Genomic DNA, 26462 nt, shown 5'->3' with positions numbered 1-26462 from the left:
TAGTAGCGCAGAAAGGCCGTCAACTTGATCAAGCAGGACCTCATTCAGAGGGTTGTCGACCGTACAGGCCTGCCCAAGACCAAGGCTGAGGCTGCAGTGGACGCGATCTTCGATACGATGAAGCAAAGTCTCATTTCAGGTGACAGAATCGAGCTTCGCGGTTTTGGTGTCTTCGTCGTCAAGCCGCGCAAGACAGGCATCGGTCGGAATCCACGCACCGGCGCCGAGGTCAGCATCGCTCCCGGCAAAGCCGTCCGGTTCAAGCCTGGCAAGGAACTTCACCTGCTCGACGGCAAAGAAACAGAAGTAAAAGAATAGATTTGCTCAAAGAATGCTGGGCTACATCAGGTTTACGGCATCGACATCCACCGTCAGACTTCGTCGAGGAATCCCTTCCGAGGCTGCATGCGTGAGCATCCTCCGCAGCACCTCTCCCAGCACCTGCCGTCTTTCCGCTTTCAGCACGAAGTGGTAGCGAAAGATGCGTTTCAGCCGCACAATCGGCGCCGCTGCAGGCCCTAAGACCCTCACCTTCTCGAGTCGTTCCAACTGAAACCATCGGCCCAAAATAGCTGACCAGGCAGTAGCCTCTTCGAGCTTGTCGCTTTGGATCAGCACGTTCGCGAGAACTGAAAAGGGCGGGTAGTGCATCCACCGCCGATACTGCATCTCCTTGGCAACAAATCCTGGATAGTCATGCTTAGCCGCAAACTGGATCGCATAATGATCCGGATGATAGGTCTGCACCAGCACCTTGCCCGAAAGTTCGCCCCTGCCCGCCCGTCCTGAGACCTGGGTCAGCAGTTGAAAGACTCGCTCCGCAGCTCGGAAATCCGGCAGGCCCAGCGCAAAGTCTGCTCCTACCACCCCCACCAGCGTGACGCCGTGAATGTCATGCCCCTTCGCGATCATCTGCGTACCCACAAGCAGGTTGATCTCGCCACCATGCAGCCTCGTCAACAGCCGCTCCATGTCTCCGCGCCCACGCACGGTGTCCCGATCCATGCGTCCGATCCTTGCATTCGGAAAGATCTCCTGTAGCCGCTCCTCTCCCTGCTGCGACCCCGCGCCCATGTAGTACAGGTGCTCACTCTGACACTTCGGGCAGGTCTTCGGGACAGCTCGCCGGAAGCCACAATAATGGCACTCCAGTCGCTCGCCGGGCTGGGCATGCAGATCGGTGCGCGAAGCCAGCTTGTGATAAGTCATCGAAATAGCGCAGTTCTCACACTCGATCTTCTCGCCACAGCTTCGACACATCGCCACGAAGGAATATCCTCGCCGATTCAGCAGGATGATCGCCTGCTCACCGCGATCGAGCGTCGCCTGCACCTCTTCAACCAGCCGTCGGCAGAAGATCTGATCCTGCCCCGTCTCCTGAAACTCCTGCCGCATATCGACCAGCTCCACCAGCGGCAGTGGCCGATTCGCCACCCGCGTCAGCATCTCGATTCGCTTGTACCTTCCCTTCTCCGAGTTCGCCCAGCTCTCAAGTGAAGGCGTCGCCGACCCCAACACCACCGTCGCCCCGTTGAACTTGGCGCGCATCACCGCCACATCGCGGCCATGATAGCGAGGCATGTCCTCCTGCTTGTAGCTTGAGTCATGCTCCTCATCGACGATGATCAGCCCGAGGTTCACCAGCGGCGCAAACACCGCCGACCGCGTCCCCACGACGACCCGCGCCTCTCCCCGCCGAATCCGATGCCACTGCTCCGCCCGCTCATCCGGCGTCAACTGCGAGTGCAGCAACGCCACCTCGCCCGCAAACGCCGCAACAAGCTGCCCTGTCATCGCAGGGGTCAACCCAATCTCCGGCACCAGCAGCAGCGCCGACTGGCCCGCATCGAGCGCCCGCTGCATCGCCGCAAAGTAGACAGTCGTCTTACCCGAACCCGTCACACCATACAGCAGGTGCGGCTGAAATCCACCCTTAGTCATTGCCGCCGCAATCGTGCCAAGCGCCTCTAGCTGTGCCTCGTTGAGCGCGTGTTCATGCGCATGCTTCTTATCTTGCGCACTCCCGACGCCGCCCATGTGGAAGGCCTCGGCCACCTCTTCAATCGCCACCAGGCCACGCTTCACCAACGTCCCGAGCGTCGAATCGGGCACCTGCAACTCTCGCAGATCGCGGACCCGCATTCGTCCGCCCACCGCGGCGAGCTCAGCCAGGATCGCCGTCTGATTGTCGTTCAGCTTCGGCAGCCGCGCCTCAGGCACGAGCACCGCGACGCGCTCGAGCCGCCGCGCATCTCTCTCCTCCGCAACAGCCTCGCGCACGAGCCACTTTTTACGAACCATTCCCTCAAGCAGCGCCTTGTTCGCCTGCGCCGCTGAGCGCAGTGCAGACATCTTCGCCTGCTCGCCAGACTCCAGGTAGTTCAGCACCGCATACTCGCGATTCTGTTCCTCCGGCGTCAGCCGCGACCGCCGCGACGAGCCCCTCTCCGCCCCTTCATACAGCACCTTCCGGCCCTGTTCAGCGATCCGGTAGAAGACCTGCCGCTTCACCTCAGCCGCCAGCGGCATCATTCCTCGCAGCACCTCACCCAGCGGCGCAACGTAGTACTGCGCAATCCAGGCCGCCAGCCGCATCAACTCGTCCGGCAACAGTGCCGACTCGTCGAGCACCTGCTGCACCGGCTTAGCCTCGATCCCCTCCGGCAAGGCATCCTCGTGAATCCGAAGCACGACGCCCATTAGCCGCTGCCCGCTGAACGGGACAAGCACCCGCGCCCCAACGACCGGCACCACGCCGTTCACCGCATAGGTGAAGGTCTGGTCGAGCGGGACAGGCAGGGCGACGTCGCAAAACAGGGGCACACCTCAGGGTATCGCTCGCCGCCTTCATTCGCCACTCACACGTCTACGGTATCCTGTCCAAAGTTGGAGGAACCACCTTGAAGCCCGCACGTCTGCTGCTCATCGCCCTTGCCCTTAGCACGCCTCTCGCCTCCTCCCAGGCACCCGTCGTCAACGATGAACCCATTACCCCGCCAACCATCGTTTACCCGACTGCTGCCAAAGAGAAGCACATCCAGGGAATCGTCGAGCTTGAGGTAAAAGTATCCGAAGCCGGCCGCGTCACGGCAGTCAGGGCTCTCTCAGGCCCCGAAGAGCTACGGCAGGCAGCAGTCGACGCCTATGGGCTGGCCGCCTACCATCCGCTCATGCGCGCCGGTAAAGCCATCCCGGCGGTCATCAACACCAAGGTCGACTTCTCGCTCCACGAAGCCCCACCCTCCCCCGACGACCTCGTACAGAAGGACTTCGAACCCGTCCACGAGCGGTGCGAGACCCTTGAGCGAGCCAAGGATCCCACTGCCCTCGGAGTCTGCCAGCAGGCCCTCTCCATCGCCGCTCGCTTCACGCCGACCGGACACATGGTCGCTCACGCCGTCGCCTTCAACGACGTAGCCATGACGCTCCTCGCAGAAGATAAAAAGAAAGAAGCCGCAGCCATCGGCGAAGACGCGGTCACGACCATAGCCGATGCCTACCCCGGCTCTCTGGCCGCCGCCAACGCCTACATCACCCGTGCCGAGACACGATCACGCACAGGCGATCCAAAGCGCAGTATTGCAGATTGCCTCGCCGCAGAACAGATCCTGCGCGGACTTCTCGACCAGGAAAAAGCGCCGTACCTAAAGCAAGACATGCAGTCGCAACTGAAAGGCATCCTGCGCCTCCACGCGGTTGAACTCCGCAAAAATTATCAGAATGCGAAGGCGAAGACGCTCGAAGATGAGGCGGACAAGCTCTAACCTTCAGGCAGAACGCTTCGGCGAAAGCCCAAGTTCCTTCATCACCATCTGCAGATCCTTCCATGCCTCGCCCTTCTGGCGGGGGTCCCGCAGCAGGAACGCCGGATGATATGTCACCGCCAGCTTTGCACCACGACACTCATACCAGCTCCCCCGCAGCGACGCGAGCGACTGCTTCACGCCCAACAGGTACATCGCTGCCGTACCGCCGAGCGCAACGATCACCTGCGGCTGCACAATATCGATCTGGCGCAGCAGAAATGGTGAGCAGGTGTTCGCCTCAACTGGTTCAGGCGTCCGATTCGCTGGCGGCCGACACTTCACAATGTTCGCGACATAGACCTCTTCCCGCTGCAGGCCCATCGCATTGATCATGTTGTTGAGCAGTTGACCCGCCTTGCCGACAAACGGCTCGCCGCTCGCATCCTCATCCGCTCCCGGACCTTCCCCGACAAACATCAATCGGGCGCCCGGATCACCGTTTGCGAACACGATCGTGTGGCGACCAGCATAGGCGAGCGGGCAGCGCGTGCAGTCCCCAATCTCCTCCCGAAGCGCGGTCAGCGCAGCCGGACGTTCCGGCGCGGCGATACGAAGCTCAGGCAAAGGCGCAAGCTCGTTGAAACTCACAGGTTTTGGCATGAAAGGCTCTGCCCGCGCAGGCTCGACGGGCATAGCTGCAACGGCTTTGGTTGGGACGACTGCAGGAGGAGGTGTCGGCGGACGCGCAGCCGGGCGTGGTGGAGAGGGTACAGCAGCCTGAGCATGGGCAGAAAGCTCGATGTCCGCCTCTACCGGCGTACCGTGCCGGTAAAGATCGTAGACACCCATGTCGCGGAGGTAGTCGACATACGCCCGCAACTGCTCTGCACTGACTGCCATTGCTCTATCGTATCGTGATGCCGGACCTTAGTGCGCGATGTCGAGTGTCGGCTCGACGATCTTTTCAGGCAGCACGAACTTGACGAAGCCCTCGCGGATCTCGTCCTGGGCAACACGGCAGGCCTTCATCGACTTGGACGTGCCAAGGGGAAGAGCACCTGACTGCAACTGACGAGCACGGCGCGCAGCACCCCGTACCAAGCTGTACTTGTTCTGAAATGGGTTTTCAGGCGTAGTCATTAGGTTTTCCTCGGTGTATTGACTCTATCGCATCACCACAGAAATGGCTAACAATTTTTATAGAACAGTAAAACTGCCGAGCGCCGCCTGCAATCGTATCGATGGATTATCGGTGCGGCACGTTAGGGCCACCGCCTCGACTCCATCATGTACACCGCGCGCCGTCAGAACAATCGCGCGCATCTCCGACACAGCCTCGTCAAGGACGTCATTCACCAACGCGTATTGGTAGTCCCAGATCTGCTTCAATTCGTTCTGCGCCTGCGAAAGACGCCGCTCGATCACCGTCTCAGAAGTCACGTTCTCAGCCTCGCTGCGGTTCCGCAGGCGCATCTCAAGAATCCGCGGACTAGGCGGGAGGATAAAGATCGACGTAGCGGCCGGCAGCTTCTGCATCACCTGAACGGCTCCCTGTACGTCGATGTCGAGCAGCAGATCCTTACCCTCGTCACGCGCATGGCCAAGTGCCGCGAGCGCCGTGCCGTAGTAGTTGCCGAAGACCTCGGCCCATTCCAGGAACTCGTCCGCCGCGATCATCCGTTCGAACTCAGGGCGATCGATAAAGTGGTACTCGCGGCCATCTGTCTCAGAGCCGCGAGGTGCCCGCGTCGTGTAAGAAATGGAAAAGTCGAGACCGTCTACGAGAGAGCGTAGGCGCTCAACCAGCGTGGACTTGCCTGACCCGGATGGGGCCGAAATGATGAAGAGAATGCCTGCCATAGCTTTTATAGAAGTGTACCGGTTGCGAACCGCAACCTACTCCAGATTCTGGACCTGCTCACGGGCCTTCTCGATCTCAAGTTTCATTTCGAGCCCTAGCTCCGTAATCCGAATCCCGTTCCCCGCCGTAGCTCCGCTGGTCTTCGAAAGCAGCGTATTCGCCTCGCGATTCAACTCCTGCAACAAGAAGTCGAGCCGTTTTCCCAACTCGCCGCCATCCTCAAGCAGCGTCAGAAAACGCGCGATATGTGTCTGAAGTCGTACCAATTCCTCGTCGATGTCACTGCGTTCCGCCAGCAGCGCAGCCTCCGCCAGCAGGCGGTCCTCACCGATACTCATGCCCTTAAGAAGCTCCGCCATGCGGGTCCGAATACGCTCCACATACGTCGCTCGAACATCCTCCCGCAGCGTAGAAACCGTCGCAACCAGCGCCTTCAGCCGCATCATGGCAGCGCATAGCTCCTCGACCAGCGAAGCACCCTCCTGCGCGCGAACCTCGTTAAGTCGAGCCAGCACCTCAGGCACGAGCGTCAGCACGCTGCCCTGCAATAGAGCGACATCCTCGACAACCGCAGCCGTCTCCGCCCGCAGCACTCCCGGATGCCGAAGCAGCGCGTTCAGATCGAGCTCCGCAGCGGAATCGTACCGCTTCGCAGCCTGCCGAAACGCCTCCACATGAGCAGCAAGCAGGTCATGATTCAACTGAATCTGCGTCGAAGCCTCCCCACGCACAAGCTGCAGCGTCAGGTCCACATGCCCGCGATGCACGACGTCCTTCACCATGCGGCGGATCGGCGCTTCCAGCAGATCGCAATTGTGCGGCAGCCGCAGCGATAGATCAAGGAAGCGATGATTGACACTCTTCAGCGTCAGCGTAAAGGCAAGCGGCTGCGCGGCCCCGTCATCAGGACCGACCGAACCGCTCATCGTCGCAAAGCCAGTCATGGAATAAACAGCACTCACGCCATACCCTCCAGTTCCGCGGGAACAGCACCCGCATAGGCAAGATCATTCGTAGCGAACTGCATATCGTAAAGCCGACGATAGCTTCCGGATTGATCCAGCAGCTCGTCGTGCGTTCCCATCTCCACGATGCGTCCCTCTTCAATCACCACGATCCGCGTCGCCCGCCGTACCGTCGAGAGCCGGTGCGCAATCACGAACACTGTCCGCCCCTGCATCAGGTTCGCCAGTGCCACCTGCACGAAGTGTTCACTCTCCGTATCCAGCGCCGACGTAGCCTCATCGAGCACCAGGATCGGCGCATTCTTGAGGATCGCTCGCGCAATCGCAAGCCGCTGCCGCTCGCCCCCCGACAGCCGCACACCCTTTTCGCCGATATGCGTATCGTATCCATCCGGCATCCGCATGATGAACTCATGCGCAAGCGCCATCGTAGCCGCCTCCTGCACCCGCGAGAGCGGCACATCCGGCTGCCCATAGGCGATATTGTTGCGCACCGTATCGTTGAACAGAATCGTCTCTTGCGTCACCTTGCCGATCTGCTCCCGCAGACTCGCAATCGTCACATCACGCAGGTCATGCCCGTCGATCTTGATCCGCCCCTCATTCACATCAAAGAAGCGCGGCAGCAGGTTCACCAGGGTCGACTTGCCAGCGCCACTCGGCCCGACGAACGCAATGACTTCGCCACGCTTCACATCCAGATCGATATGACTCAGTACCTGCTTCGTCCCCTCATCCGTCGAATAAGCAAAGCCAACATCCTCAAACCGAATCGACTCCGAAAATCCCTTCAGAACGAAAGCCCGTTTCTTCTCGCGCACATCATCCTGCGCGTCCATAAATTTGAAGATGTCTTCACTCGCACCCAGAGCCTGCTGGAAGCTGTTGTAGAACGCCGCGAACTTCCGCACCGGATCGTACAGCGTAAACACCGCAATCAGGAACGTGATGAACGAACCCGCCGTCATCTCATGATGTTGAATCCGAATGCGCCCAAGATATAGCAGCAGCGCAATCGCACACGAGGCAATCAGATCCATCAGCGGTGAACTGATCGCCTGCACGCTCACAGACTTGAGATTCGCATGAAGCAACCGGCTCGCAGCCCGGCGAAACCGCCGCATCTCCCAGACTTCCATCCCGAAGGCCTTGACGATGCCGTTGCCCGTAATCGTCTCGTGCAGAATGTTCTGGATCTCCGCCAGCTTATCCTGCCCCCGCCGCGTCGTCACCCGCACGCTCCGCCCGATGCGCCGTGCAGAAGAGATCACCACCGGCACAAACAGCAGCAGCACCCAGGCCAGCTTGCCACCTACAATCACCACCGCAATCGCAGTAAAAATCAGCGTAAACAACTGCTGCAGAAAGTCTCCCAACACGCTCGACATCGCAGTCTGGACCCGCTCGATATCGTTGATCAGCGTCGAGAGAAGCGTCCCCGTAGAGTTCTTTTGAAAGAACGCAACAGAGCGCCGCAACACCGCGTCATAAAGATCGTTCCGCAGATCCGTAATCATGCCGAAACCGGCACGATTCACAAGGTACGTTCCCGCATAGTCGCAGACCGACTTCAGCAGCGCAGACCCTACCAGCGCAATCGCCACGACATTCCACGCATTATGGAAATAGCTCGGAATGAACGCCTGCAGGTTGATGATGAAGTGCGTGTGCGGCACCGAATACACAAGCACCGGTCCCGGCGGCATGTCAGGCTTTAACACGTTATCGAAGATCGGCTTGACCAGCAGGATGCGAAACGCCGCCATCGCCCCTACAATCGCCATCAGAACGACCGAGATCAACGAATAGAGCGCATACGGTCGAACGTAGAGCAGCAATCGCCAGATACGCTTCATCCCTGGCAGCTCCCTCTCGCTAACTCGACGCTCAACTTACTGGGCATGAACTCATTCTACGATTACACTGGTGTCCCGAACTTAGCGCGGCATATCTCGATGGGCCGTCTTCACCCGATACCCACCCGTGGCAAGCCGCTTCTTCATCTCCTCAGCAATAAATACCGACCGGTGCTGACCCCCGGTGCATCCAAACGCCACCGTCAAATAGCTCTTCCCTTCCTTGATGTAGTGCGGCAAGAGGAAATTCAGCATATCCGTCGTCTTATCCAGAAACTCCTGCGTCTGCGGAAACTGCCTGACATATTTCGCCACCTTCGGATGCCGCCCTGTCAGCTTGCGGAACTCTGGCACGAAGTGGGGATTCGGCAGAAAACGCACATCGAACACCAGGTCCGCATCGGCAGGCACACCATTCTTGAACCCGAAGCTGGTCGAAGAGATCGTCAAATTCCGATCGCTCTCTCCCCGCTCAAACTGTGCGCTGATGTGGGCTCGAAGTTCATGAACATTGAACCGCGTCGTATCCAGCAGAATATCGGCAACATTGCGAACCGGATCAAGCCGCTTCCGCTCCGCCCTGATCGACTTGACGACCGTCTCCCCGCGCCCCATCGGATGCGGCCGCCGCGTCTCCGAGAAGCGCCGTACCAGCACATCCTCATCCGCCTCAAGAAAAACCACGCGCGTCGGCAGCACCTTCCGAACACTCTTCAGGATCTCTGGAAACTCGTCAAGCCGAATACCCTCGCGCACATCGACTACCAGCGCAGCACGCTCGATCTCGGAGGACTGCCGCACCAGGTCCGCAAAGCGCGGCACCAACTCCAGTGGAAGGTTATCAACCGAGTAGTAGCCGAGGTCCTCAAATGCCTTCAAAGCCGAAGCCTTACCCGACCCGGACATGCCCGTCAGGATAACCAACTCGCCAACCGGCGGCGCATCCTTCAACAACGCTGCAGTCTTCTTCGGCGCGGCTGGCTTCTTCTTGGACACAGCTGCTACCTTCTTCGCGGTCTGCTTACGTGCCATGAGCAAATCCTAGCATCCGGAAGAACACGCGCCCTAAAGAGAACGACCTGTCTCGCTGGGAGACAGGTCGCGTCTTCTACGGAACTTCGATGAGCTCCACCTTGCCATCGCGCTTCCGATGCAGGATCAGCACCTGCCCCGCATGATCGCGAAACACGAAGACATCGCGGTCTCGAAACGCCGCCTCCTTCACCGCCTCCTCAAACGACATCGGCCGCATCGCCGCACTGTCGATCGAGCGCACCACGTGCGGCTCCACCACCGGCATCTTCGATGGGAAAGAATGAACCACCATCGACACCGCCTTGCGAGCCGCACTCGCCTTGGCTGCCACCTTCTTCGCAACAGCCCGCTTCAATGGAGCCACGGGCACGTCAGCCTCGCCCGCAGCCACGTTGGTGTCGTTCTTGTCCGGCTTTCCATTCTTGTTTGGATGGCGTTTCAGCGTCGTGAACTTCTGCTTGTGACGGATCGCCTGCTGCTCGACCTTCGCCAACGCATCATGCAGAGATGTCGCCATCTCAGCCGATTTACAGGTCGCCACCAGGGTGTGTCCACCCGTGACTACGGACACCTCAGCAACCATCCGGTACTTGTCTTCGCTCAATATGACGTGAGCGCTTGCTGCTCTTCCTACGACCTTCGCAATCCGGGCGAGTCCTTCTTCCGCCTGGGCCTTTAGCTTCTTGTTAATGGTGATCTGTCGACCGGTGTACTCAACGTTCATCGTTCACCTCGGTACAAGTTCTACACCCTTGTTAGACGAGTTGCACGTCGAGTATAGCGATCCTGCACGCAGAGGTTAGACGGCTACATCCTCAAGATGCCGTCAGCGAACCCGCCGCTGGTGCGTGCTCGGAATCTGCAGATCTTCGCGGTACTTCGCCACCGTCCGCCGCGTCACCTGGATGCCCTGCCGCTGCAACTCCGCCGCAAGTTGATCGTCCGTCAACGGCTTTCGCTCGTCCTCATCTTCGATCAATTTCTTTACCTTTCGCTTCAGCAGAACCAGCGGAAGATCGGCTCCCTCCGGTCCGTTCACGCCCTCCGAGAAAAAGAACCGCAGCTCATACACACCCTGCGTCGTATGGACATACTTGTTCGCCACAGCCCGGCTCACGGTTGAAGGATGCACGCCGATCTCCTCGGCAACCTCCTTGATCATCATCGGCTTCAAAGACTGCTCGCCCAACTCAAGGAACTCAGCCTGCCGCCGCACAATCACCTCGCACGTCCGCACAATCGTGTTCTTGCGCTGCTCGATATTCCGCAGCAGCTGGATCGCCGATTTATACCGCTCCTTGACGTACTCGCGAACCTCTTTCTCCGTCTGCTTCTGGCGCAGCATCTTGCGATAGCCCTGGTTCAGCCGCAGGACCGGCATATCCTCCTCGTTCATCAGCACGACATACTCGTCGCCCCGCTTTACGAACGCCACGTCCGGCTCGATCAGCCGCGTCTCGCTCTGGTTATACCGCTGGCCCGGTCGAGGGTCGAGTGTACGAATAAAATCAACCGCCGCCTGTACCTCATCGGAGGTTCGGCCACAGCTACGCGTCAGTTCGCGCATGTCCTTCTTCTGCAAAAGCTGCAGGCAATTTGAAACGATGTGCGTAGCCGTCTCAAAGACGCTGGTCTGGTCGGGAGCCGCAACCGTGTGCGCGCTGGGAGCCGCGCCATAGTCTTCGTCTTCATCCGTGTCGTCCTCAATCGGCTGCGCCACAAGATGCGCCTGCCGTCGCCGCGCCGCAAGCTCCGCATCGCGCCTCCGCGCCTTGATCTGGATCAGCAGGCACTCGCGAAGATCCCGTGCACCCACGCCCAGCGGGTCAAACTGGTGGATCACCCCACGCGCCACCTCAATCGTGCAGCGTGCCTCGGCAAACTCCACGCTCTCCCCGGATGCCTCCTCCGCGCACGCAGCAATCTTCGCAACCTGCTCATGCTCGTCGCTGTCATCATCCACCGGCACCCATGACACCGGGGCCTTCACGCCACGCTGAAAAGGAATCGGCTCGTTGCGCGCGGGTTGCCGCAGTTCCAGAAGGGCGGCAATCAGTTCCTCATCGGTGGCCGTCAGGTAGCCGTTCTCATTCAGGTTGCCAATGATCAACTCAGCCGCGACATGAACCTCCGGCAGCAGCGTCAACGAGCCAAGCTGCCACGCCAGATGGTCGCTAAGCCGGCTCGGCTGCGACAGAAAATGCTCAAATGAAGGCTTGTCCGACTCCTCAAAGTTCGAAGAAGCCGTCCGGAATCCCGGGTCAAGATAATCCTGAAAGTAGCTTCCGAAATCGATCTCGTCGAAGGGGTCCTTCTCCACCCGCTCCCCCTCCGCAGCTACCGCCTCGGCAGAGCGCTCGCGATCCCCTTCCAACCCGGCACGCTCGTCCAACGAGAGAGCGGACTCCTCCAACTCCTCGAGAACCGGGTTCTCGATCATCTCGCTGTTAATCATCTCTTTCAGCTCAAGCTTATTCAGCGCAAGGACGCTGACCATCTGCACCAGTCCAGGGGTAAGCACCTGGCGCTGCGAGACCTTGAGATTGAGTCGGGGTTGCAGGTACACGTTCAGCCTTTCACATGCTCGGGATAATCGGCGGTCTACGTGAACGGCAGTGTTCGCGGGCTAGCTACGCACCGATTTCCTTTGGAAAATTCCGCCGGAAAACAAGTCGATCGGTCCCATGGGGATTTGCTGACAGTCTATACGCCCAGCGCCTTTCGTGCCGCCCGGCCAGAATCGAAGTGAGTACCAGGAGAATTACCGGGCGGTTCCGTCCATAATCAGTCCATCGAGAACCCTTCGCCAAGATAAATCCTCTTGACCTCCGGGTCACGTCCAAGCTCCCGGGGTGTCCCCGTCCGGAAGATCTTTCCCTCCGCGATAATGTACGCCCGATCCGTCACGGAAAGCGTCTCCCGTACATTATGGTCCGTAATCAGCACCCCGATGCCGCTCGCCTTCAGCGCAAAGATGATCTCCTGCAACTCCAGCACCGCAATCGGATCGATGCCGGAAAACGGCTCGTCCAGCAGGATAAATGCCGGCTCAATCGCGAGGCAGCGGGCAATCTCCACCCTCCGCCGCTCTCCGCCTGAGAGCGCATACCCGCGCGTCTTACGCACATGGCCCAGGCTCAGTTGTTCGATCAGCCTCTCGGTCCGATTGCGCCGCGTCTCCCAGCTCAACTGCTGCGCCTCAAGCACCGCCAGAATATTTTCCTCAACCGTCAACTTCCGGAACACCGAAGGCTCCTGCGGTAGGTAGCTGATACCGAAGTTCCGCGCCCGTAGGTACATCGGCAGCGTCGTAATGTCCGTGCCGTCGACCACGATACGCCCGGCGTCGGGCCGCACCAGTCCCACGATCATGTAGAAGCTCGTCGTCTTACCCGCGCCGTTCGGCCCCAGCAGTCCCACGACCTCGCCCTGCTGGATCTGCAGAGTTACCCCGCGCACCACCTGTCGACCGCCGTACGCCTTACCGATCTCTTCCGTCTCCAGCGTTCGTATCACTTCTGTTTCACCCGCGTCACGGTATGCACCCGCTGCCCTGCCTTCTGTTCATTCCCGTTCGTGTCGCCGGTGACCATCACACTATCATCGCCTGTGTGGAAGCTGAGCCGCGTTCCCGTAACCGTACCCTGCACCTCGTCGATCAACTTCGGCAGCACCGTGGGCGTACCCGTCAGCACGAACATGCCATCGTTAGCCGTATACACAAGCTGCTCTCCTGAGGCACGCCGCCCAGTCTGGTCCATCTCAACCTTCCCATTCGCCACAATCCGATCCACACTCCCGCCGAAGAAGGCACCTGACGTACCAGCGCTATTACTCGTATCCTTCTTCGATGCGACTGTCCCTGCCGCCGGTGCAGGTTGCAGGTACGCAGTTGCCTGCAGAGCGCGCAGCGTCCCATCCGCATCCTCTACCTTCACATCCCCGCCGAAGTCCACCTGCCGGGCAACATCCTGGTACACCATCGTCCGAGCCGCAATCCGAACCACCGACGGATGAGTCTCGCTCCCAGCCTTCGCTGCGCTCTTCCCCACCAGGACCGCATGAACAGGAGCCACGTCAGCCGCCTCCCCATGAGCCGTCATGGTCCGCTTCTGCTGATCAAGCTCAAGCACCGGCGCTTCCACCTGCGAAGCTCCCTGCCACAACCGCGCAGGCCGCAGCTTCCCCGCCGCACCATAAAAGAACGCCTGCCCGGAGTCATGCTTCAACTCCGCCCGCTCCGCCAGCACATGCACCGGCTCCGCCGCGTTCGCCTGCAGATAGTTCGCCTTCACCGCACCCTCCGCCGTAGCGTCTCCACTCTCGTGCTCCATCACAATCTTGTTCGCCGAAACAGTACTGCCTGCATCCGTGACCTGCGCATGCCCCGTAAGCGTAAGGTGGTCGGCATCGCCCTCATACAACGCAAGGTCCGCCGTAGCATGGGTCGGCACCGGAGGACCCGCCCCCGCCTTCGCTGCAGCACGGCTCGTCAGCACCACATGCCCCGACTGCACCGCCTTCACAATCTCCTCGCTCCCCGTCTGCCCGCCTCCAGACCGCCGGGCCTTCGAAGCAGGCCGCAAATCAACATCAACCGTATCCCCCGAACTCGTCTGCTCAGCCCCCTTACCGTTCAGCCGATGCAGCGAAGTATGTCCCACCGCCTGCAGCGAGGAGAGCAGCACAGCCTTCCCAGCTCCAGTGAAATGGCCATGGAGCGTATCGCCCGAGATCTCGCTCGTAGCCGCTCCCGGCGTGTCCGCCTCACTCACCAGCGTCATGTGAGCCGCCGACGTAGCCGTAGCCTCGCGCAGCTCCTTTCGCTTGCCCGAGCTGTCACCAGCCAGCGCAAACGTCATCCTGCCCGCTGTAGCATCGCGAACGCTCCACGCTGAACCAGCGCTATCCGCCGCCCGGCTACGTTCCGTTATATGCACCGCACCCACAAGCACCACGTTCTCAGGCCGACCAGCAGCATCGAACGCCACCTGCGCATCCTCCGCCTGCCCCTTACCCACACGCAGGCTGCTCACGTCCGCATAGTGGACACCGCCAGTTCCAAACAAATGCGCCTTCTGCGCCTCCCCAGCCGCATTCAGCAGCACATCCGCCCTGGGAGCCGTAATCGTTCCCGACGCCGGCCCCTCCAGCACAATGTTCCCCTCTGCCTCAATCCGCTCCGGCGAACCATCGCTCCGCAGATGCACAATCGCATGGTCTCCCCGCGCCGTCTGCCCTGGCGAAACATACTTCGCCTGCGTCAGCAGCGCCACCTGGTTCTCCCGCTGCATCTCCGCATGGGATGCATTCAGCACCACCGATCGGCCATGTTGCAGCCCCACGGTCTTTACATCCGCTTGCAAAATCAGCACGCCCGTATCCGAGTTGTACTCAGCCCCGGTCGCATGGCCCGTCATCCCGCCAAACTTGAACTCCACATCCTGGTCCGTAGCCGCAACACCCAGTTTCTGGATGTACACCAGCCCGCTCGTCTTCACATGGATGACCCGCTTGTTTTCGTCCCCCATCTCGTCAGCCACATTCGGCACCGAGTTCGCTGGAGGCCCCACCTTAGCCTTCCCGTTCGCCGATGCAGGAGCCTGCAGATCGATATGCACCTCGCCCATCGCCCGCACCACACCCGACGCCTGGTCGTATTCAAACTCACTCCCTGAGATCCGATCCGCCCGATCCTGCTTCCGCCCGTACAGGATCATTCCGACATCATGCAGCGTCAGCTTCCCGTTGCTATGCTCCACCGCCTTGGCCGCATGCAGCGTCATCACCGTCTTGCCCTTTACGGATTGCGAGTAGGTGTACCCATTCGTCTCGCGGCGGATATCGATCCCCAGCTTGGCAGGCAGGCCAGCCAGAAAGCGATGCGTCCGGTACCGGGCATAGCCCAGGAATCCGGCGATCACCAGCACCAGGAGGGCCGCGCCCACCAGCAGCCAGACTCGCAGCCGATCGATCGAAGTAGACATCTGCGTCTATCTTCTCACCCTGCACCCCTCCCGCCCCCGCACCTATAAGGCGATAGAATGGCGTATGGCCGATCAGCTGTACCTGAGCCTCTGGTTCCCGAACTTCCGCTTTGAAGCGCTGCCCGCCGCGCTCGTCTCCGTCCTGCGCCAGTTCGCGCTCATCAGCAAGGAAAGCCGCGTCACCGCAGCCTCCGTCTACCCCATCGGCTTCACCGAATCCCCCACCTACCAGCGCATCTACGTCAACGACAAGCGCTCCGAGGACACCTCCGACTCCACGATCGAGAACGCCGTAGCCGAGGCCACCGAGCAGCTCCACGAGGACATGGCCTACGAGTTCGAGATGCAGTGGCGCCTCTGGGCACCCGGCCTCGTCGACGGTGACGACGGCCTCGAAACCACCTGGACCCTCGAACCCGCCACCGTCCGCATCTTCGGCTTCGGCCCCGAGTTCGACGACGCCAGCTTCGAGCAGAACGGCCACATTCGCGTCGACTTCGGCCTCGACACCCCCTGGGTACTCGAAGACGCCGAACTCGACGAGCTAGCCACCAAACACATCCAGCAAAATATCGAGATGCTGCTAGCCTTCACCCTCTCCGTCGAGAAGCACTGCAACATCTCCAGCCGCCTCCTCTGGACCGAGTCCGGTGAACCCCTCGCCGAAAAACTAATCGCACGCCTCCAACGCCTCAATTAGAACCTCGGCGCTGAACTCTTCGATTCCACACTGCTGTTCCGTCAACCGCGCATCTTCTTGCGCCCCCGGACCTGTCATCCTGAGCGAAGTCGAAGGACCTTCGGTTTCCTTAAGGTGCGCCATAGCCCGACAGAGGAATGGGAACGCAAAACGCCCCTTCCTCTGCCATACGCAACCGAACTACTCCCTCACCGCAGCCCGCCGTCGCCGCCCACTCATCAGATAAATCGCCGCCCGCAACTCCAGCAAAGGATCATCCGAAGGCGCAATCCCCTCCACCCGCGGGATCGGATCGAAGATAATCTGCTGCTGCTCCTTCGCCTCATCCGCAACGAACGCCGTCAGCGAGATCGTCCCCAGCTCCAGCACCGTCCGATCCTCCGGCCAGTGGATCGTCGCGTCGTCCGTCACATCCCCATCCTTCGCCAACTGCACCGCCACACGGAATCCAATCGGTCCCGCAGCAAGCCGCTCCGTCAACTCATCAAAGAGATAATTCGGCCCCTTCGCAGGCAATCCCGCATCTTCAAGATGAGCCACACCGGCCTCCGGAACAATCCGGTATCGCCCATGCCGTGCCGCTCCATCGGCGTTGATAAACTGCATCGCCGTCACGCCAAAGTAGGCCTCGCGCCCAAAGCTCTCCGGAAACGGCTTCGGCATCTGCACAAACGCCAACGCCGCAGGATGGCTCCCAAGAAAGATCTCAACCGGCTTCGGATGAGCAGGATCAGAAGGAGCAGCCAGATCACTCGTCGCCAGCGCCTTCAGAAACTCCAGAAACTCGCCACCCGTCCGCGTAGGAAATCCATCTGCCGAGTGGGCCACGATATCCGTGTGGCTATGCTCTGCAAGGTGGAACCGAATCGCCATCCCGCGTGGATTCCCATTCGGATCGGTGTCCGGTATCAGCGGCAGTCCGGTCGAGCTTGAAAACCGCACCGTAACCGGAGTCGAAGCGCGCATCACATGCGGCGCATTCGTCAGCGCAACCGCATCGGGCGAAGGCGTAAACGTCCCCGTCAGCATCACCCCCTTCGCATGAGCCGGACGAAACGAAGGATGCAAGCCAAACAACGTATCAAACTGCGCAATCAGGTCACTGCTCAGGGCAAGCAGCTTCTCATCGGTCGGAAGGGGCATAGTCAGTTCTCCTCGGGTGTGTTGCTAACTTTACCGCAAACGAGCCGCGGCATCGTTAATTCAACACAATCCGCCGCCGAAAAATCCGGGAGCCGTTTTAGGACCTTTGAACGTGGGCGAAGCGCCTTGGCTACCCCGCCACCACAATCTCCGAAAAGTCAGCAATCCCCGAAAAGTCCCCAAGAACCCGCGCCAGCAACGCCAGACGATTCGCCCGAACAGCCTCATCCGGAGCCATCACCATCACCGCCTCGAAGAACGCATCCACCTGCGGCCGCAGCGTAGCAATCGCTTCCAGCGCGGCGACATAACTCCCCGCCTCTCGCAACGCACCAACACGACCCGCAAGCGCAGCCGACCGTTCCGCCAACACCTGCTCCGTCGGCTCCGTCAGCAATCCAGCCTCGACGCTCGCAGCCGGAGCAATCCCCTTCTCAGCCGCCTGCGCAAGAATATTCTTCATCCGCTTGAACGCCGCCGACACTGCCGCAAAGTCAGCCGACCCACGAACCGCAGTCACCGCCTCAGCTCGCGCCACAGCATCCCGCACATCGTCCGAACCCACGGCGAGCACCGCCTTCACCACGTCGTAAGCCTGCCCACGCGCCTCGCGAAGATAGAACTCCAGCCGCTCCCCAAAGAACCCCGCCACCTTCTCCGGCGCTCCAGCAGCCGCAGCAACCTCACTCAGCTTCAGCGGCACAGCACTCTCCGCAAGCGTCTTCACGATCCCGTTCGCCGCTCGCCGCAACGCAAACGGATCCTTCGAGCCCGTCGGCTCGAGACCCAGCCCGAACATCCCGGCAATCGTATCCGCCTTATCCGCAATCGCCAGCAACTGTCCCTCAGGCGTGCGAGCGATCGCAGCCTCCATCGACTCCGGCCGATACTGGTCGTAGATCGCATCTGCGGTCTGCGCACCAAGCCCCTGCGCCCGCGCATACAGCCCACCAACCTGCCCCTGTAGCTCGGTAAATTCCTTCACCAACTCCGCCGTCAGATCGGTCTTGGCCAGCAGCGCGGCATCGCGAAGCGCCACCGCATCCACCGCGAAGCCATGGTTCGCCACAACATCACCCAGCCGTTCGCAGACAAGCCGCACCCGCTCCGACTTCGCCGCGTAGCTCCCCAGATCTTTCTGGAACGTAACGTTCTCCAGCAGCTTCACCCGCTCCACCAGCGGCGTCCGCTGATCGAACTCCCAGAAGAACCGCGCATCGTTGAACCGCGCCCGCAGCACCCGCGCATTCCCATGTCGGATCACCGCCAGCCCCGCAGCATCCGCCTGCGTATTCAACACCGCAAGAAAATACGGAGCCAGCTTGCCTGCCTTATCCTGCAGCGCAAAGTACTTCTGGTGATCGCGCATCACCGTCACCAGCACCTCTTCGGGCAGCGCAAGATACTCCGACTCGAAACCCCCAAGCACCACCGAAGCATCTGAAGCCCACTCCACCAGGTGCGTCAGCGAATCGACCAGCGCGTGGTCCTCGCGCCAGCGAATCCCCTCCACCGTCCGCGTCACATGGTCAAGCGCCTTGCGGATCGTATGCCGCCGCGCCTCAACATCCACAATCACAAACGCCGCCTTCAACTGCGCTTCATACTCTCCAGGAGCAGCCAGTACAGTCTCGCTCGCCCCAAACAGCACTCGATGCCCATATGTCACATTCGAGGCCGTATACCCGGCGAACTCCACCGGCACCACCGCACTCCCCAGCAGCGCCACCAGCCACCGCACCGGCCGTACAAACTTCTCTGGCTTCCCCGCCCGCCAGTACATATTCTTCGCCCAGTAGATACCCGCAAGCTCCTTCGGCAGCTCACCCGCAATCACCTCGGCAGCCCCACGCCCCGCCCTCACCGACGTCGCCCGGAGGTACTCGCCCTTGGGCGTAGTCACCGTCGTCAACGCCTCAACCGCAACGCCCGCCTTCTTCGCAAACGCCACCGCAGCCGGAGTCGCCACGCCGTCCTTGAACGCAATCTTCGCCGAAGGTCCCAGCATCTCCTCGGCAGCATCCTCCTGCCGCTCCGCAACCTCGCCAACCCAGACAGCGAGCCGTCGCGGCGTTGAGAAACTCCGATGCGCCACACCAGCAGCCACCAGCCGTTCACGCTCCAGCAGCGCCACAACCCGGCGCTCCAACTCTGCCTGCGCCCCCGCAATCATCCGCGCAGGAATCTCTTCCAACCCAATCTCAAATAAAAACTCTGCCATCAGCTCAACTCAATCCCCGCTCACACGCGGCCTGTCCATCACTTTAGAACCGCTAAGCCGCCACAGTCCGCAGAGCCTCGCCCTGCGCCGCATACGCCTTCGCCACACCAACCACCAGCGTCCGAATCCGCGCCATCACCCCAACCCGCTCCGTCACCGAGATCGCTCCCCGGGCATCCAGCAGATTGAACATATGCGAACACTTCAGCGCCAGCTCATACGCCCCCAGCACCGGAAAGCGCTTCAGTTCCAGCGCCTCCATGCCCTCAAAGCCCTTGGCCTTGTCGAGCAGCGCAAGACACTCCGCCTCATACGAATTCAAATGCTCCCAGAGCCTTCCCACATCCGCATAATCAAAGCTGTACGCCGAGAACTGCTCCTCCTCAGCCAGCCGCATCTCGCCATACGTCACCTTCCTACCCGTATCCGGTTCCACCGCCCAGACAATGTCATAGATCGAATCCACATCCTGCAGGAACCCCGCAATCCGCTCCAGCCCATACGTAATCTCCCCGCAGATCGGGTCGAGATCCATCCCGCCGCACTGCTGGAAATAGGTAAACTGCGTAATCTCCAACCCATCCAGCATCACCTGCCAGCCCACGCCCCACGCACCACCAACCGGCCACTCCCAGTTGTCTTCCTCGAACTTGATATCGTGCTCTCGCAGGTCGATCCCGATCGCCTCCAGCGACTCAAGATACATCTCCTGAATCCGCACCGGTGGCGGCTTCAGAATCACCTGGAACTGCGTATGCCGAAACAGCCGGTTCGGGTTCTCCCCATACCGTCCATCCGCAGGCCGACGCGACGGCTGCGCATACGCTATCCGCACCGGCTTCGGCCCCAGCACCCGCAGAAACGTATCCGGCGACATCGTTCCCGCACCCACCTCAACGTCATACGGCTGCTGCAAGACGCACCCACGATCCGCCCAGAAGCGTTGCAGGGTAAATAAAAGCTCTTGAAAGGTAAGCGCTGGTTTTTTCTCGTTACTGGACATGCATCTCTTTCTCTTCGCTGATCTACCGATTCTAAACGGTGCCGGCGACCTCTCCGAATGAGAAGATGAGAGCGATGAGACAGTCGATCGTTCTTACCCTATGCCTCATGACCGCCAGCTCCCTCGCTCAGAAGCCAAAACCTGCCGAGGACTGCTACAACAACTCACGTTACAGCTACGCCTTCTGTTATCCCGTGAAGCTCCTCAAGCCGCAGGGCGAATCCGGCAGCCGCGACGGCCAGACCTTCAAAATCGCAGGCTCCAAAGGCACCGTAGCCGTCTGGCGTGAGTTCGCCTCGAACGACCCCGATGGCAAGCCCACCCCACTCGCCGAGACCATGAAGGATGCCACCGAAGCGGCCAGGAGTGATGGTTACACCGTCAGCTACAGCCTGCTAAAGCCGACGTTCTTCGTCCTCAGCGGTGCAGGCAAAGGGATGATCCTCTACCAGCGCACCATTCAGCGGGACGACCTCACCGTCACCGTCCGCTATCAATATCCGGAGAGCATGAAAGCCGTCATAAACAAGCTCATTCACGACACAGATATCGTCAGCATCCTGCCAGAGCCGGAAGACTAAAGCCGCCCCAGCGCCCGCGCACTCGCCAGCCGTCGCTCCAGATGCCGCTCCAGCGTCTCCAGAGCAAACCGCCGCAGATCCGCCGCCCGGCCCTTTGGCCACTCCTCCTCCGCCAGCCCCCGCACCGTCCCCCGAAACATCCGGTCCGCCTCCATCACCGCGTTCGCCGAAAGCGCCACACTCCCGTTCCGCCGATCATCCTCGCACGTCACCCCATCCACCGTCGGTGCATGCCAGACCGTCCCGCCGCGCAGATCCAGCCCACACACCACGCAATGCCCCAGCGCGGGCATCCATCCCATCAGCCGATTCATCCACAGCGCAAAGTACGTAATCGGCATCCACACCCGACCCACCTGCAACTCATCCAGCACCGCCAGCGCCAGCCGGAACACCGCATCCTCAGGAGCCTGCTCCGGCAGCGCCTCCTCCAGCACCTCCGCAATCAACTGCAGCGCCGCCGTCCGCGCATAGTCGATCGGTCGTGCCAGCGGCGAAGACAGTATCTCGAACGCATCCAGCCGCACCAGCTCCTGTCGCGGTCTCTCCGCATACGTCGCCCGCACATACGTCATCGGCTCAAGCGCTCCACCAAAGCGTCGCCGCGACCGCAGCGCATGCCGCGCCACGCCCTTCACCCGTCCCTGGTCCCGCGTAAACAGGCTCACCAGCAGATCGGCCTCTAGAAAGGGCCAGGTCCGCAGAACGATCGCCTCACCCTGTCGCTGCATCATCCCGCGCACCCGCGTAAAACAAAACGCGCAGCCTCATTGGCCGCGCGTCCTGTAAAGCTACTGCTGTTGAATTTAGCGACCGAAGTGCGTCGCGTTCTTCTCCGAATACTCCGCCCACTTCTCGGGCAGATCATCCCCGGCATAGATCGCCGACACCGGGCACACCGGAACGCAGGCGCCGCAGTCGATGCACTCAACAGGATCGATAAACAGCTGCACGGCATCGCTGTAGCCGTTCTCATCCTTCTTCGGGTGAATGCAGTCGACCGGGCAGGCGTCCACACACGCCGAGTCCTTCGTTCCAATACACGGTTCTGCGATTACATATGCCATAAACAGTTCTCCTAAAATGTGTTCCGCGACTCAGATTCTACCAGTAGTTCCATTGTGCCATGTCCTCTGGTTTTCGTCCGTCCGCAGAACGACGCGTGTACCTACGATCCAGACGGACTAACAGCCGCTATGCCAGCCAGGCTATTGAGATCGTCAGCACTGCCGCAGAACACATTCAGATCGACACTCCCGCCAATGCCATCGACACTGCCCGCGGAAGCATGCTGCCACAACGTCCAGCTCGGCCATCCTCCTACCGGGCCCGGGGTCGCCGCGCTCGTATACCGCGCCACCCACAACAGGTGCTCCGTCATGCTCTTCGGATTCCCAAGTGTCTGGTTCCAGAAGCTCGAATAGGTATACAGAATCGGTGTTCGCCCCGTAGCATCGCCAACGATCCCCAGCCACGTCTTCGCCGCCTCCAGAATCGCCTGTGGCGCAAGGCTCGACGTAATCTCAAGGTCAAGCGTCGCCGGCAGATCGCCCGGATTCAGCTGCGCCGTCCCGTTTACCTTGGCCAGCGTCGCCACAAAGTTATTTGCCTGTGCCGTAGCATCCTGATCCGCATGAAAGAAGTGGTATGCCCCGCGCAGCAGTCCAGCCTGCTTGATCCCGTTCCAGTTGTCATGGAAGTATGGGTCGGTATTACCCGCGCCCTCCGTCGCCTTCGCGTACACAAATGTTTTGCCAGCCGCGGCGACCGAGGCCCACTCGACCACGCCTTAGTAATGAGACACATCAATCCCTTGAATCCCGTCGTTCGGAAAAGCCATCGTACTGCCTCCATAAGTTGCTCTACGTGGGAGGAGTGTATCCGACACGGTAGCATCTGTCCCGGACATTCCTTCAGAACTTCTTCTACCCCTGCGATGCCGCCCGAAGCGCAGCAAACTCAGCTGGCGTCGGTATCGGCTCAAGGCTACGCCCCGCAAACATCTCCTTGAAGATATGCTCCAGCTCGCCCTTGATCAGACCATTGCTCGCCAGCACCTCGCGGCTGTCCAGCGTAAACTTCCCGCCGTCGAAATGCGTCACACTGCCGCCCGCCTCCTCCACCAGCAACACGCCAGCCGACGTATCCCACGGATTCAGCTTGAACTCCCAATACCCATCCAGCCGCCCGCAAGCCACATACGCCAGGTCAAGCGCCGCCGAACCCGCTCGCCTTACCCCATGAGATCGCAACGTAATCTGCTGGTAAAAATGCACATTCGGACTGCTATGCCGCTTCTGGCTCGGAAAGCCCGTCGCCGTCAGCGACTCCGCCAGCGTCTTCGTCGACGACACCTTCAGCTTGCGCCCATTCAGCCATGCACCCCGCCCCCGCTCCGCCGAAAACATCTCATCCCGCAGCGGATCGTAGATCACGCCCGCAATCATCTCGCCGTCCTGGTCGGCAGCCAGCCCCGGCGCACGCCGCTCCAGACCCATCGACACACAGAACACCGGAAACTGGTGCGCGAAGTTCGTCGTCCCGTCCAGCGGATCGATGTACCACCGATACTCACCCTCAAGCCGATCCCGCGTTCCCTCTTCCCCATACACCCCATGCTCAGGAAAGACCGCCTTCAGGCGCTCGCTGATCAACTGCTCACTGGCCCGATCCGCCTCCGTCACAAGGTCCACATCACCCTTGTACTCAGTCGCCACACCCTTTTCGTAAAAGCCCCGCAGCAGGCTACCAGCCTTACGCGCAATACCCTCAGCAATATGTGCAAACTCAAACTTCTTCATGGAGACCAGCCTCACTCTACAAACCCCAGTCTACCGTCATCCCAGCCGCAGAGAAAATGAAGCGGCTTAACACCGATCAGTGCGGATGACACTGATCAAAACCACCCCTTAGCTCTTAGCCTTTAGTCCTTGATTTAAACCCGTACTGGCCTTATCCGCGAAGATCCGCGTAGCTCCGCAATCTCCGTGGTCACCTTCCCATAAGCGATTGCAAGCAAATCGGCGTCATCCGCACTGATCGGTGTTAAGCCTCTGTCTTACTTCGAGTCGCCATAATATCCAGTGCGATACCGCAGATCCACCTTCTGCTGCATCGCAGGGTCCTTCATCCGAATCTTGATCGTCCGGAACGAGCTCTCACTATCCCGTGGCGGAGCGTAGTAGCCCAGCAGATACTGCGTCCGCAGGTCATCCGAGATCTTGCGAAACGCCGGCTCCAGGTCTTTCGGATCTTCCACGTAGTAGTATTTCCCACCCGTATCGTTCGCGATCTGGATCAGCGCATGCTCCCCACCAGTATTCCGTCCCGCATCCGCATACACCGGGATAATGATGATCGAGAACACCATCGCCCCCGCCCGCTGTGCCTGCTCCAGCGCCTGCGTATAGTGCGAGCCCTTCACCGTGTCGCCGCCGTCCGTAATCAGCACGATCACCCGCCGCCGTCCATTCGCTCCACTCGTACTCTGCAGCCGCTGCCCTGCAAGGTAGATCGCGTCATAGAGCGCCGTAGCATCGCCCCGCTGAATCTCATTCAGTCCGGCCTCGATGCGCCGCGGGTCGTTCGTAAACGGCACAATCTCCCGCACCGTATCCGAAAAATCCATCAGGTCCAACTCGTCCTGAGTCCGCAGCAGCGCCTTCACGAAGTGCTTCGCCGCATCCTTCTCCAGCCGCTCGTTGCGCAGCACACTCTCACTTGCATCGATCGCCAGCACAATCGACAGCGGTGTCGTCGACTCCCGCTCGAACACCGCAAGCTTCTGCAGATGTCCATCCTCAAGCAGTTCGAAATCTTCCTTCTGCAGTCCGCCCACCGGCGCACCCTTCGTATCCACCACATTCAGCGCAACGTTGACCAGCCGCGTCTCCACGTGAAGCGTCTGCACCGGCTGCTCCGTCGACCTCTGCGGCGCACGACGCTCAATCGGAGCCTGCCCCAGCATCGTCGCTGCCAACCCCAACGTCAGCGCAAAAGCACAGGCAGGTTTCACCCCTCGACCACCGCAGCCGGTACGATCTCTTCAGGAAATGGCTCACCATCCGCCCACACCGCGCCGTCCACAAACTGCTCCTTCTTCCAGATCGGCACCGTCTTCTTCAACGTATCGATCAGCCATCGACACGCATCGAACGCCGCCCCACGGTGTGCCGAAGCCACCACGATCAGCACGCTCGACTCCCCAATCTCCAGCCGTCCCAGCCGATGCACCAGCGCCACATCCCGCACGCCGAACTTCGCAATCGCCTCCGCAGCCAGCCCCTTCATCTGCTGCAGCGCCATCACCTCATACGCCTCGTAATCGAGGAACAGCGTCTGACGGCCGCGCGTATTATTCCGCACAATCCCGTCGAAGAGGCAGACCGCCCCATCCGACCCGGCCTTCATCTCCTCCATGATCCGCGCAGACTCGATCACGTCTCTCGTAATAGCAATCTGCATCAGCCCCAAACCTCATCCCATCCGCCGCTCACTGGCGGCAGCAAAGCCACTTCATCCCGATCCTGCAACACCACCGCACCCTGAACATACTCCTGGTTCACCGCCACCGCGACCGATCTCCAGAGATCATCGGCTGCAATCGATCCACCACGCGCACGCTCCCGCAACATCTTCGTCAGCATCTCCACAGAACTTCCCGCGGGCAGCTCAACCTCTTCCCCATCGCGTCCGAAGATGTCCTTCAATACTCCGAAATAGAGAACCCGCAGGCGCATGGACATCGCTAAAGAATACGCGAGCAACGCCCGCACCCTTTAGACGACCCTCACTTTCAAAAGCACCCAGGTTGACAAATGTCAGCCCCGGAGACCCCACCCATCCTCCAGAACGCCCTCGGAGACTTCGGACCAGTCCAGACCTCGGTTCATTGTTATGAACACTTTAGGACCTGAAGGGAAAAAACAAAAGTCACCCGGCCTTCTTCTTAGCCGCAGCCTTCTTCGCCGGTGCCTTGTCTTTAGCCGCATGAAACTGCTCCAGAAGCTTCCGCCCCTTCGCCGCCAGCTTCTTCGCCTGGGCCTCCGTCTTGGGCACCGGCTCACCCCACGCATGCGCGCTCAAAGCCAGCCGCGTCGGCTCCCCATCCTTCACCATAGGCCCCCGAGGATTCGTGAAATGCCGCGTCAGGAACGACCCCTTCCGCTTCATCTTCTGCGGCGTGTCCGCCTTCCCTGTCACTCCCGGCTTCAGGTTCGACCCATCCCGTTCGTTGAAGAACTCCCGACCTGCAGCCGTAAGCCCACCCTTAGGATCTTTCCCCTTAACCGGCATCGAATTCGCCGCCATCTTCTTCGCCGCACTCTTCTTCGTTGTAGTCATCACACGCTCCTGACGCTAGGA

General features: G+C 60.4%; 26 protein-coding genes. 4 read left to right on the top strand and 22 right to left on the bottom strand.

Annotated elements, in window-relative coordinates; all coding sequences use genetic code 11:
* Positions 1 to 24: 24 nt before the first annotated feature.
* The gene (locus tag OHL20_RS15600; protein WP_263384102.1) at positions 25 to 318 is read left to right on the top strand and encodes an HU family DNA-binding protein; all 294 of its coding nucleotides are present in this window, start codon (positions 25 to 27) and stop codon (positions 316 to 318) included.
* A 21-nt stretch (positions 319 to 339) separates the two neighbouring features.
* Here the strand turns inward: OHL20_RS15600 and priA are convergent, their stop codons facing one another.
* Positions 340 to 2823 (bottom strand): replication restart helicase PriA, encoded by a 2484-nt coding sequence (priA, locus tag OHL20_RS15595; RefSeq protein ID WP_263384101.1) that lies wholly within the window; start codon positions 2821 to 2823, stop codon positions 340 to 342.
* A gap of 77 nt (positions 2824 to 2900) precedes the next feature.
* Between priA and OHL20_RS15590 the strand changes: the two genes are divergently transcribed.
* Complete coding sequence (locus OHL20_RS15590; RefSeq protein ID WP_263384100.1) at positions 2901 to 3764, top strand: energy transducer TonB; 864 nt, start codon at positions 2901 to 2903, stop codon at positions 3762 to 3764.
* Between the two features lie 3 nt (positions 3765 to 3767).
* Here the strand turns inward: OHL20_RS15590 and OHL20_RS15585 are convergent, their stop codons facing one another.
* From OHL20_RS15585 to OHL20_RS15540, 10 genes are all read right to left on the bottom strand, one after another.
* A complete protein-coding gene (locus OHL20_RS15585) occupies positions 3768 to 4646 on the bottom strand; it encodes a uracil-DNA glycosylase (RefSeq protein ID WP_263384099.1) in 879 nt (292 codons plus the stop codon).
* A gap of 27 nt (positions 4647 to 4673) precedes the next feature.
* Complete coding sequence (gene rpoZ, locus OHL20_RS15580) at positions 4674 to 4886, bottom strand: DNA-directed RNA polymerase subunit omega (RefSeq protein WP_263384098.1); 213 nt, start codon at positions 4884 to 4886, stop codon at positions 4674 to 4676.
* 57 nt (positions 4887 to 4943) lie between these two features.
* On the bottom strand, positions 4944 to 5606 hold the full coding sequence (gene gmk / locus OHL20_RS15575) for a guanylate kinase (RefSeq protein ID WP_263384097.1): 663 nt from the start codon (positions 5604 to 5606) through the stop codon (positions 4944 to 4946).
* A 36-nt stretch (positions 5607 to 5642) separates the two neighbouring features.
* Positions 5643 to 6569 (bottom strand): YicC/YloC family endoribonuclease, encoded by a 927-nt coding sequence (locus OHL20_RS15570; RefSeq protein ID WP_263384096.1) that lies wholly within the window; start codon positions 6567 to 6569, stop codon positions 5643 to 5645.
* The gene (locus OHL20_RS15565) at positions 6566 to 8428 is read right to left on the bottom strand and encodes an ABC transporter ATP-binding protein (protein WP_263384095.1); all 1863 of its coding nucleotides are present in this window, start codon (positions 8426 to 8428) and stop codon (positions 6566 to 6568) included. Before OHL20_RS15565 ends, OHL20_RS15570 begins: the two co-directional genes overlap by 4 nt.
* A gap of 81 nt (positions 8429 to 8509) precedes the next feature.
* Positions 8510 to 9460 (bottom strand): RNase adapter RapZ, encoded by a 951-nt coding sequence (gene rapZ / locus OHL20_RS15560; RefSeq protein ID WP_263384094.1) that lies wholly within the window; start codon positions 9458 to 9460, stop codon positions 8510 to 8512.
* A 76-nt stretch (positions 9461 to 9536) separates the two neighbouring features.
* The gene (gene hpf, locus OHL20_RS15555; protein WP_263384093.1) at positions 9537 to 10187 is read right to left on the bottom strand and encodes a ribosome hibernation-promoting factor, HPF/YfiA family; all 651 of its coding nucleotides are present in this window, start codon (positions 10185 to 10187) and stop codon (positions 9537 to 9539) included.
* 102 nt (positions 10188 to 10289) lie between these two features.
* Complete coding sequence (locus OHL20_RS15550) at positions 10290 to 12029, bottom strand: RNA polymerase factor sigma-54 (RefSeq protein WP_263384092.1); 1740 nt, start codon at positions 12027 to 12029, stop codon at positions 10290 to 10292.
* 218 nt (positions 12030 to 12247) lie between these two features.
* Positions 12248 to 12976 (bottom strand): LPS export ABC transporter ATP-binding protein, encoded by a 729-nt coding sequence (gene lptB, locus OHL20_RS15545; protein WP_263385022.1) that lies wholly within the window; start codon positions 12974 to 12976, stop codon positions 12248 to 12250.
* A complete protein-coding gene (locus tag OHL20_RS15540) occupies positions 12976 to 15450 on the bottom strand; it encodes an LptA/OstA family protein (protein ID WP_263384091.1) in 2475 nt (824 codons plus the stop codon). Before OHL20_RS15540 ends, lptB begins: the two co-directional genes overlap by 1 nt.
* Positions 15451 to 15514: 64 nt before the next feature.
* Here OHL20_RS15540 and OHL20_RS15535 point away from each other — a divergent pair, with 64 nt between their 5' ends.
* Positions 15515 to 16150, top strand: coding sequence for a hypothetical protein (locus OHL20_RS15535; protein WP_263384090.1), 636 nt, complete (start codon positions 15515 to 15517; stop codon positions 16148 to 16150).
* 180 nt (positions 16151 to 16330) lie between these two features.
* Here OHL20_RS15535 and OHL20_RS15530 read toward each other — a convergent pair whose 3' ends face one another.
* The 3 genes from OHL20_RS15530 to OHL20_RS15520 all read right to left on the bottom strand — a co-directional run bounded on the left by OHL20_RS15530 (position 16331) and on the right by OHL20_RS15520 (position 20517).
* The gene (locus OHL20_RS15530) at positions 16331 to 17293 is read right to left on the bottom strand and encodes a catalase family peroxidase (RefSeq protein WP_263384089.1); all 963 of its coding nucleotides are present in this window, start codon (positions 17291 to 17293) and stop codon (positions 16331 to 16333) included.
* Between the two features lie 130 nt (positions 17294 to 17423).
* Positions 17424 to 19514: a glycine--tRNA ligase subunit beta gene (gene glyS / locus OHL20_RS15525; RefSeq protein ID WP_263384088.1), complete on the bottom strand. Its 2091-nt coding sequence runs from the start codon at positions 19512 to 19514 to the stop codon at positions 17424 to 17426.
* Between the two features lie 52 nt (positions 19515 to 19566).
* A complete protein-coding gene (locus tag OHL20_RS15520; RefSeq protein WP_263384087.1) occupies positions 19567 to 20517 on the bottom strand; it encodes a glycine--tRNA ligase subunit alpha in 951 nt (316 codons plus the stop codon).
* A 74-nt stretch (positions 20518 to 20591) separates the two neighbouring features.
* Here OHL20_RS15520 and OHL20_RS15515 point away from each other — a divergent pair, with 74 nt between their 5' ends.
* Complete coding sequence (locus OHL20_RS15515; RefSeq protein WP_263384086.1) at positions 20592 to 21098, top strand: hypothetical protein; 507 nt, start codon at positions 20592 to 20594, stop codon at positions 21096 to 21098.
* On the opposite strand, the gene recO is transcribed toward OHL20_RS15515, so the two are convergent.
* The 8 genes from recO to OHL20_RS15475 form a co-directional block, all read right to left on the bottom strand.
* The gene (gene recO / locus OHL20_RS15510) at positions 21095 to 21832 is read right to left on the bottom strand and encodes a DNA repair protein RecO (RefSeq protein WP_263384085.1); all 738 of its coding nucleotides are present in this window, start codon (positions 21830 to 21832) and stop codon (positions 21095 to 21097) included. The genes OHL20_RS15515 and recO overlap by 4 nt on opposite strands.
* A 72-nt stretch (positions 21833 to 21904) precedes the next feature.
* The gene (locus tag OHL20_RS15505; protein ID WP_263384084.1) at positions 21905 to 22165 is read right to left on the bottom strand and encodes a 4Fe-4S dicluster domain-containing protein; all 261 of its coding nucleotides are present in this window, start codon (positions 22163 to 22165) and stop codon (positions 21905 to 21907) included.
* Positions 22166 to 22266: 101 nt separating this feature from the next.
* Entirely contained in the window at positions 22267 to 22884 is a 618-nt protein-coding gene (locus OHL20_RS15500) for a glycoside hydrolase family 25 protein (RefSeq protein ID WP_263384083.1), read from the bottom strand.
* A 139-nt stretch (positions 22885 to 23023) separates the two neighbouring features.
* Positions 23024 to 23899 (bottom strand): inositol monophosphatase family protein, encoded by an 876-nt coding sequence (locus OHL20_RS15495; protein WP_263384082.1) that lies wholly within the window; start codon positions 23897 to 23899, stop codon positions 23024 to 23026.
* A gap of 257 nt (positions 23900 to 24156) precedes the next feature.
* Positions 24157 to 25113 carry a VWA domain-containing protein gene (locus tag OHL20_RS15490; RefSeq protein ID WP_263384081.1) on the bottom strand — a complete coding sequence of 319 codons (957 nt, stop codon included), beginning with the start codon at positions 25111 to 25113 and terminating at the stop codon, positions 24157 to 24159.
* Complete coding sequence (locus OHL20_RS15485) at positions 25110 to 25562, bottom strand: molybdenum cofactor biosynthesis protein MoaE (protein ID WP_263384080.1); 453 nt, start codon at positions 25560 to 25562, stop codon at positions 25110 to 25112. The genes OHL20_RS15490 and OHL20_RS15485 overlap by 4 nt, the downstream gene beginning before the upstream one ends.
* A complete protein-coding gene (gene moaD / locus OHL20_RS15480; protein WP_263384079.1) occupies positions 25562 to 25837 on the bottom strand; it encodes a molybdopterin converting factor subunit 1 in 276 nt (91 codons plus the stop codon). Before moaD ends, OHL20_RS15485 begins: the two co-directional genes overlap by 1 nt.
* 193 nt (positions 25838 to 26030) lie before the next feature.
* Positions 26031 to 26441: a DUF6321 domain-containing protein gene (locus tag OHL20_RS15475; protein WP_263384078.1), complete on the bottom strand. Its 411-nt coding sequence runs from the start codon at positions 26439 to 26441 to the stop codon at positions 26031 to 26033.
* Between the last annotated feature and the right edge of the window lie 21 nt (positions 26442 to 26462).

This window comes from Granulicella arctica, from assembly GCF_025685605.1.
Classification (GTDB): Bacteria; Acidobacteriota; Terriglobia; order Terriglobales; family Acidobacteriaceae; genus Edaphobacter; species Edaphobacter arcticus.
The sequence above is the reverse complement of the archived record's forward strand: the minus strand, read 5'-3'. Positions and strand labels throughout refer to the sequence as shown.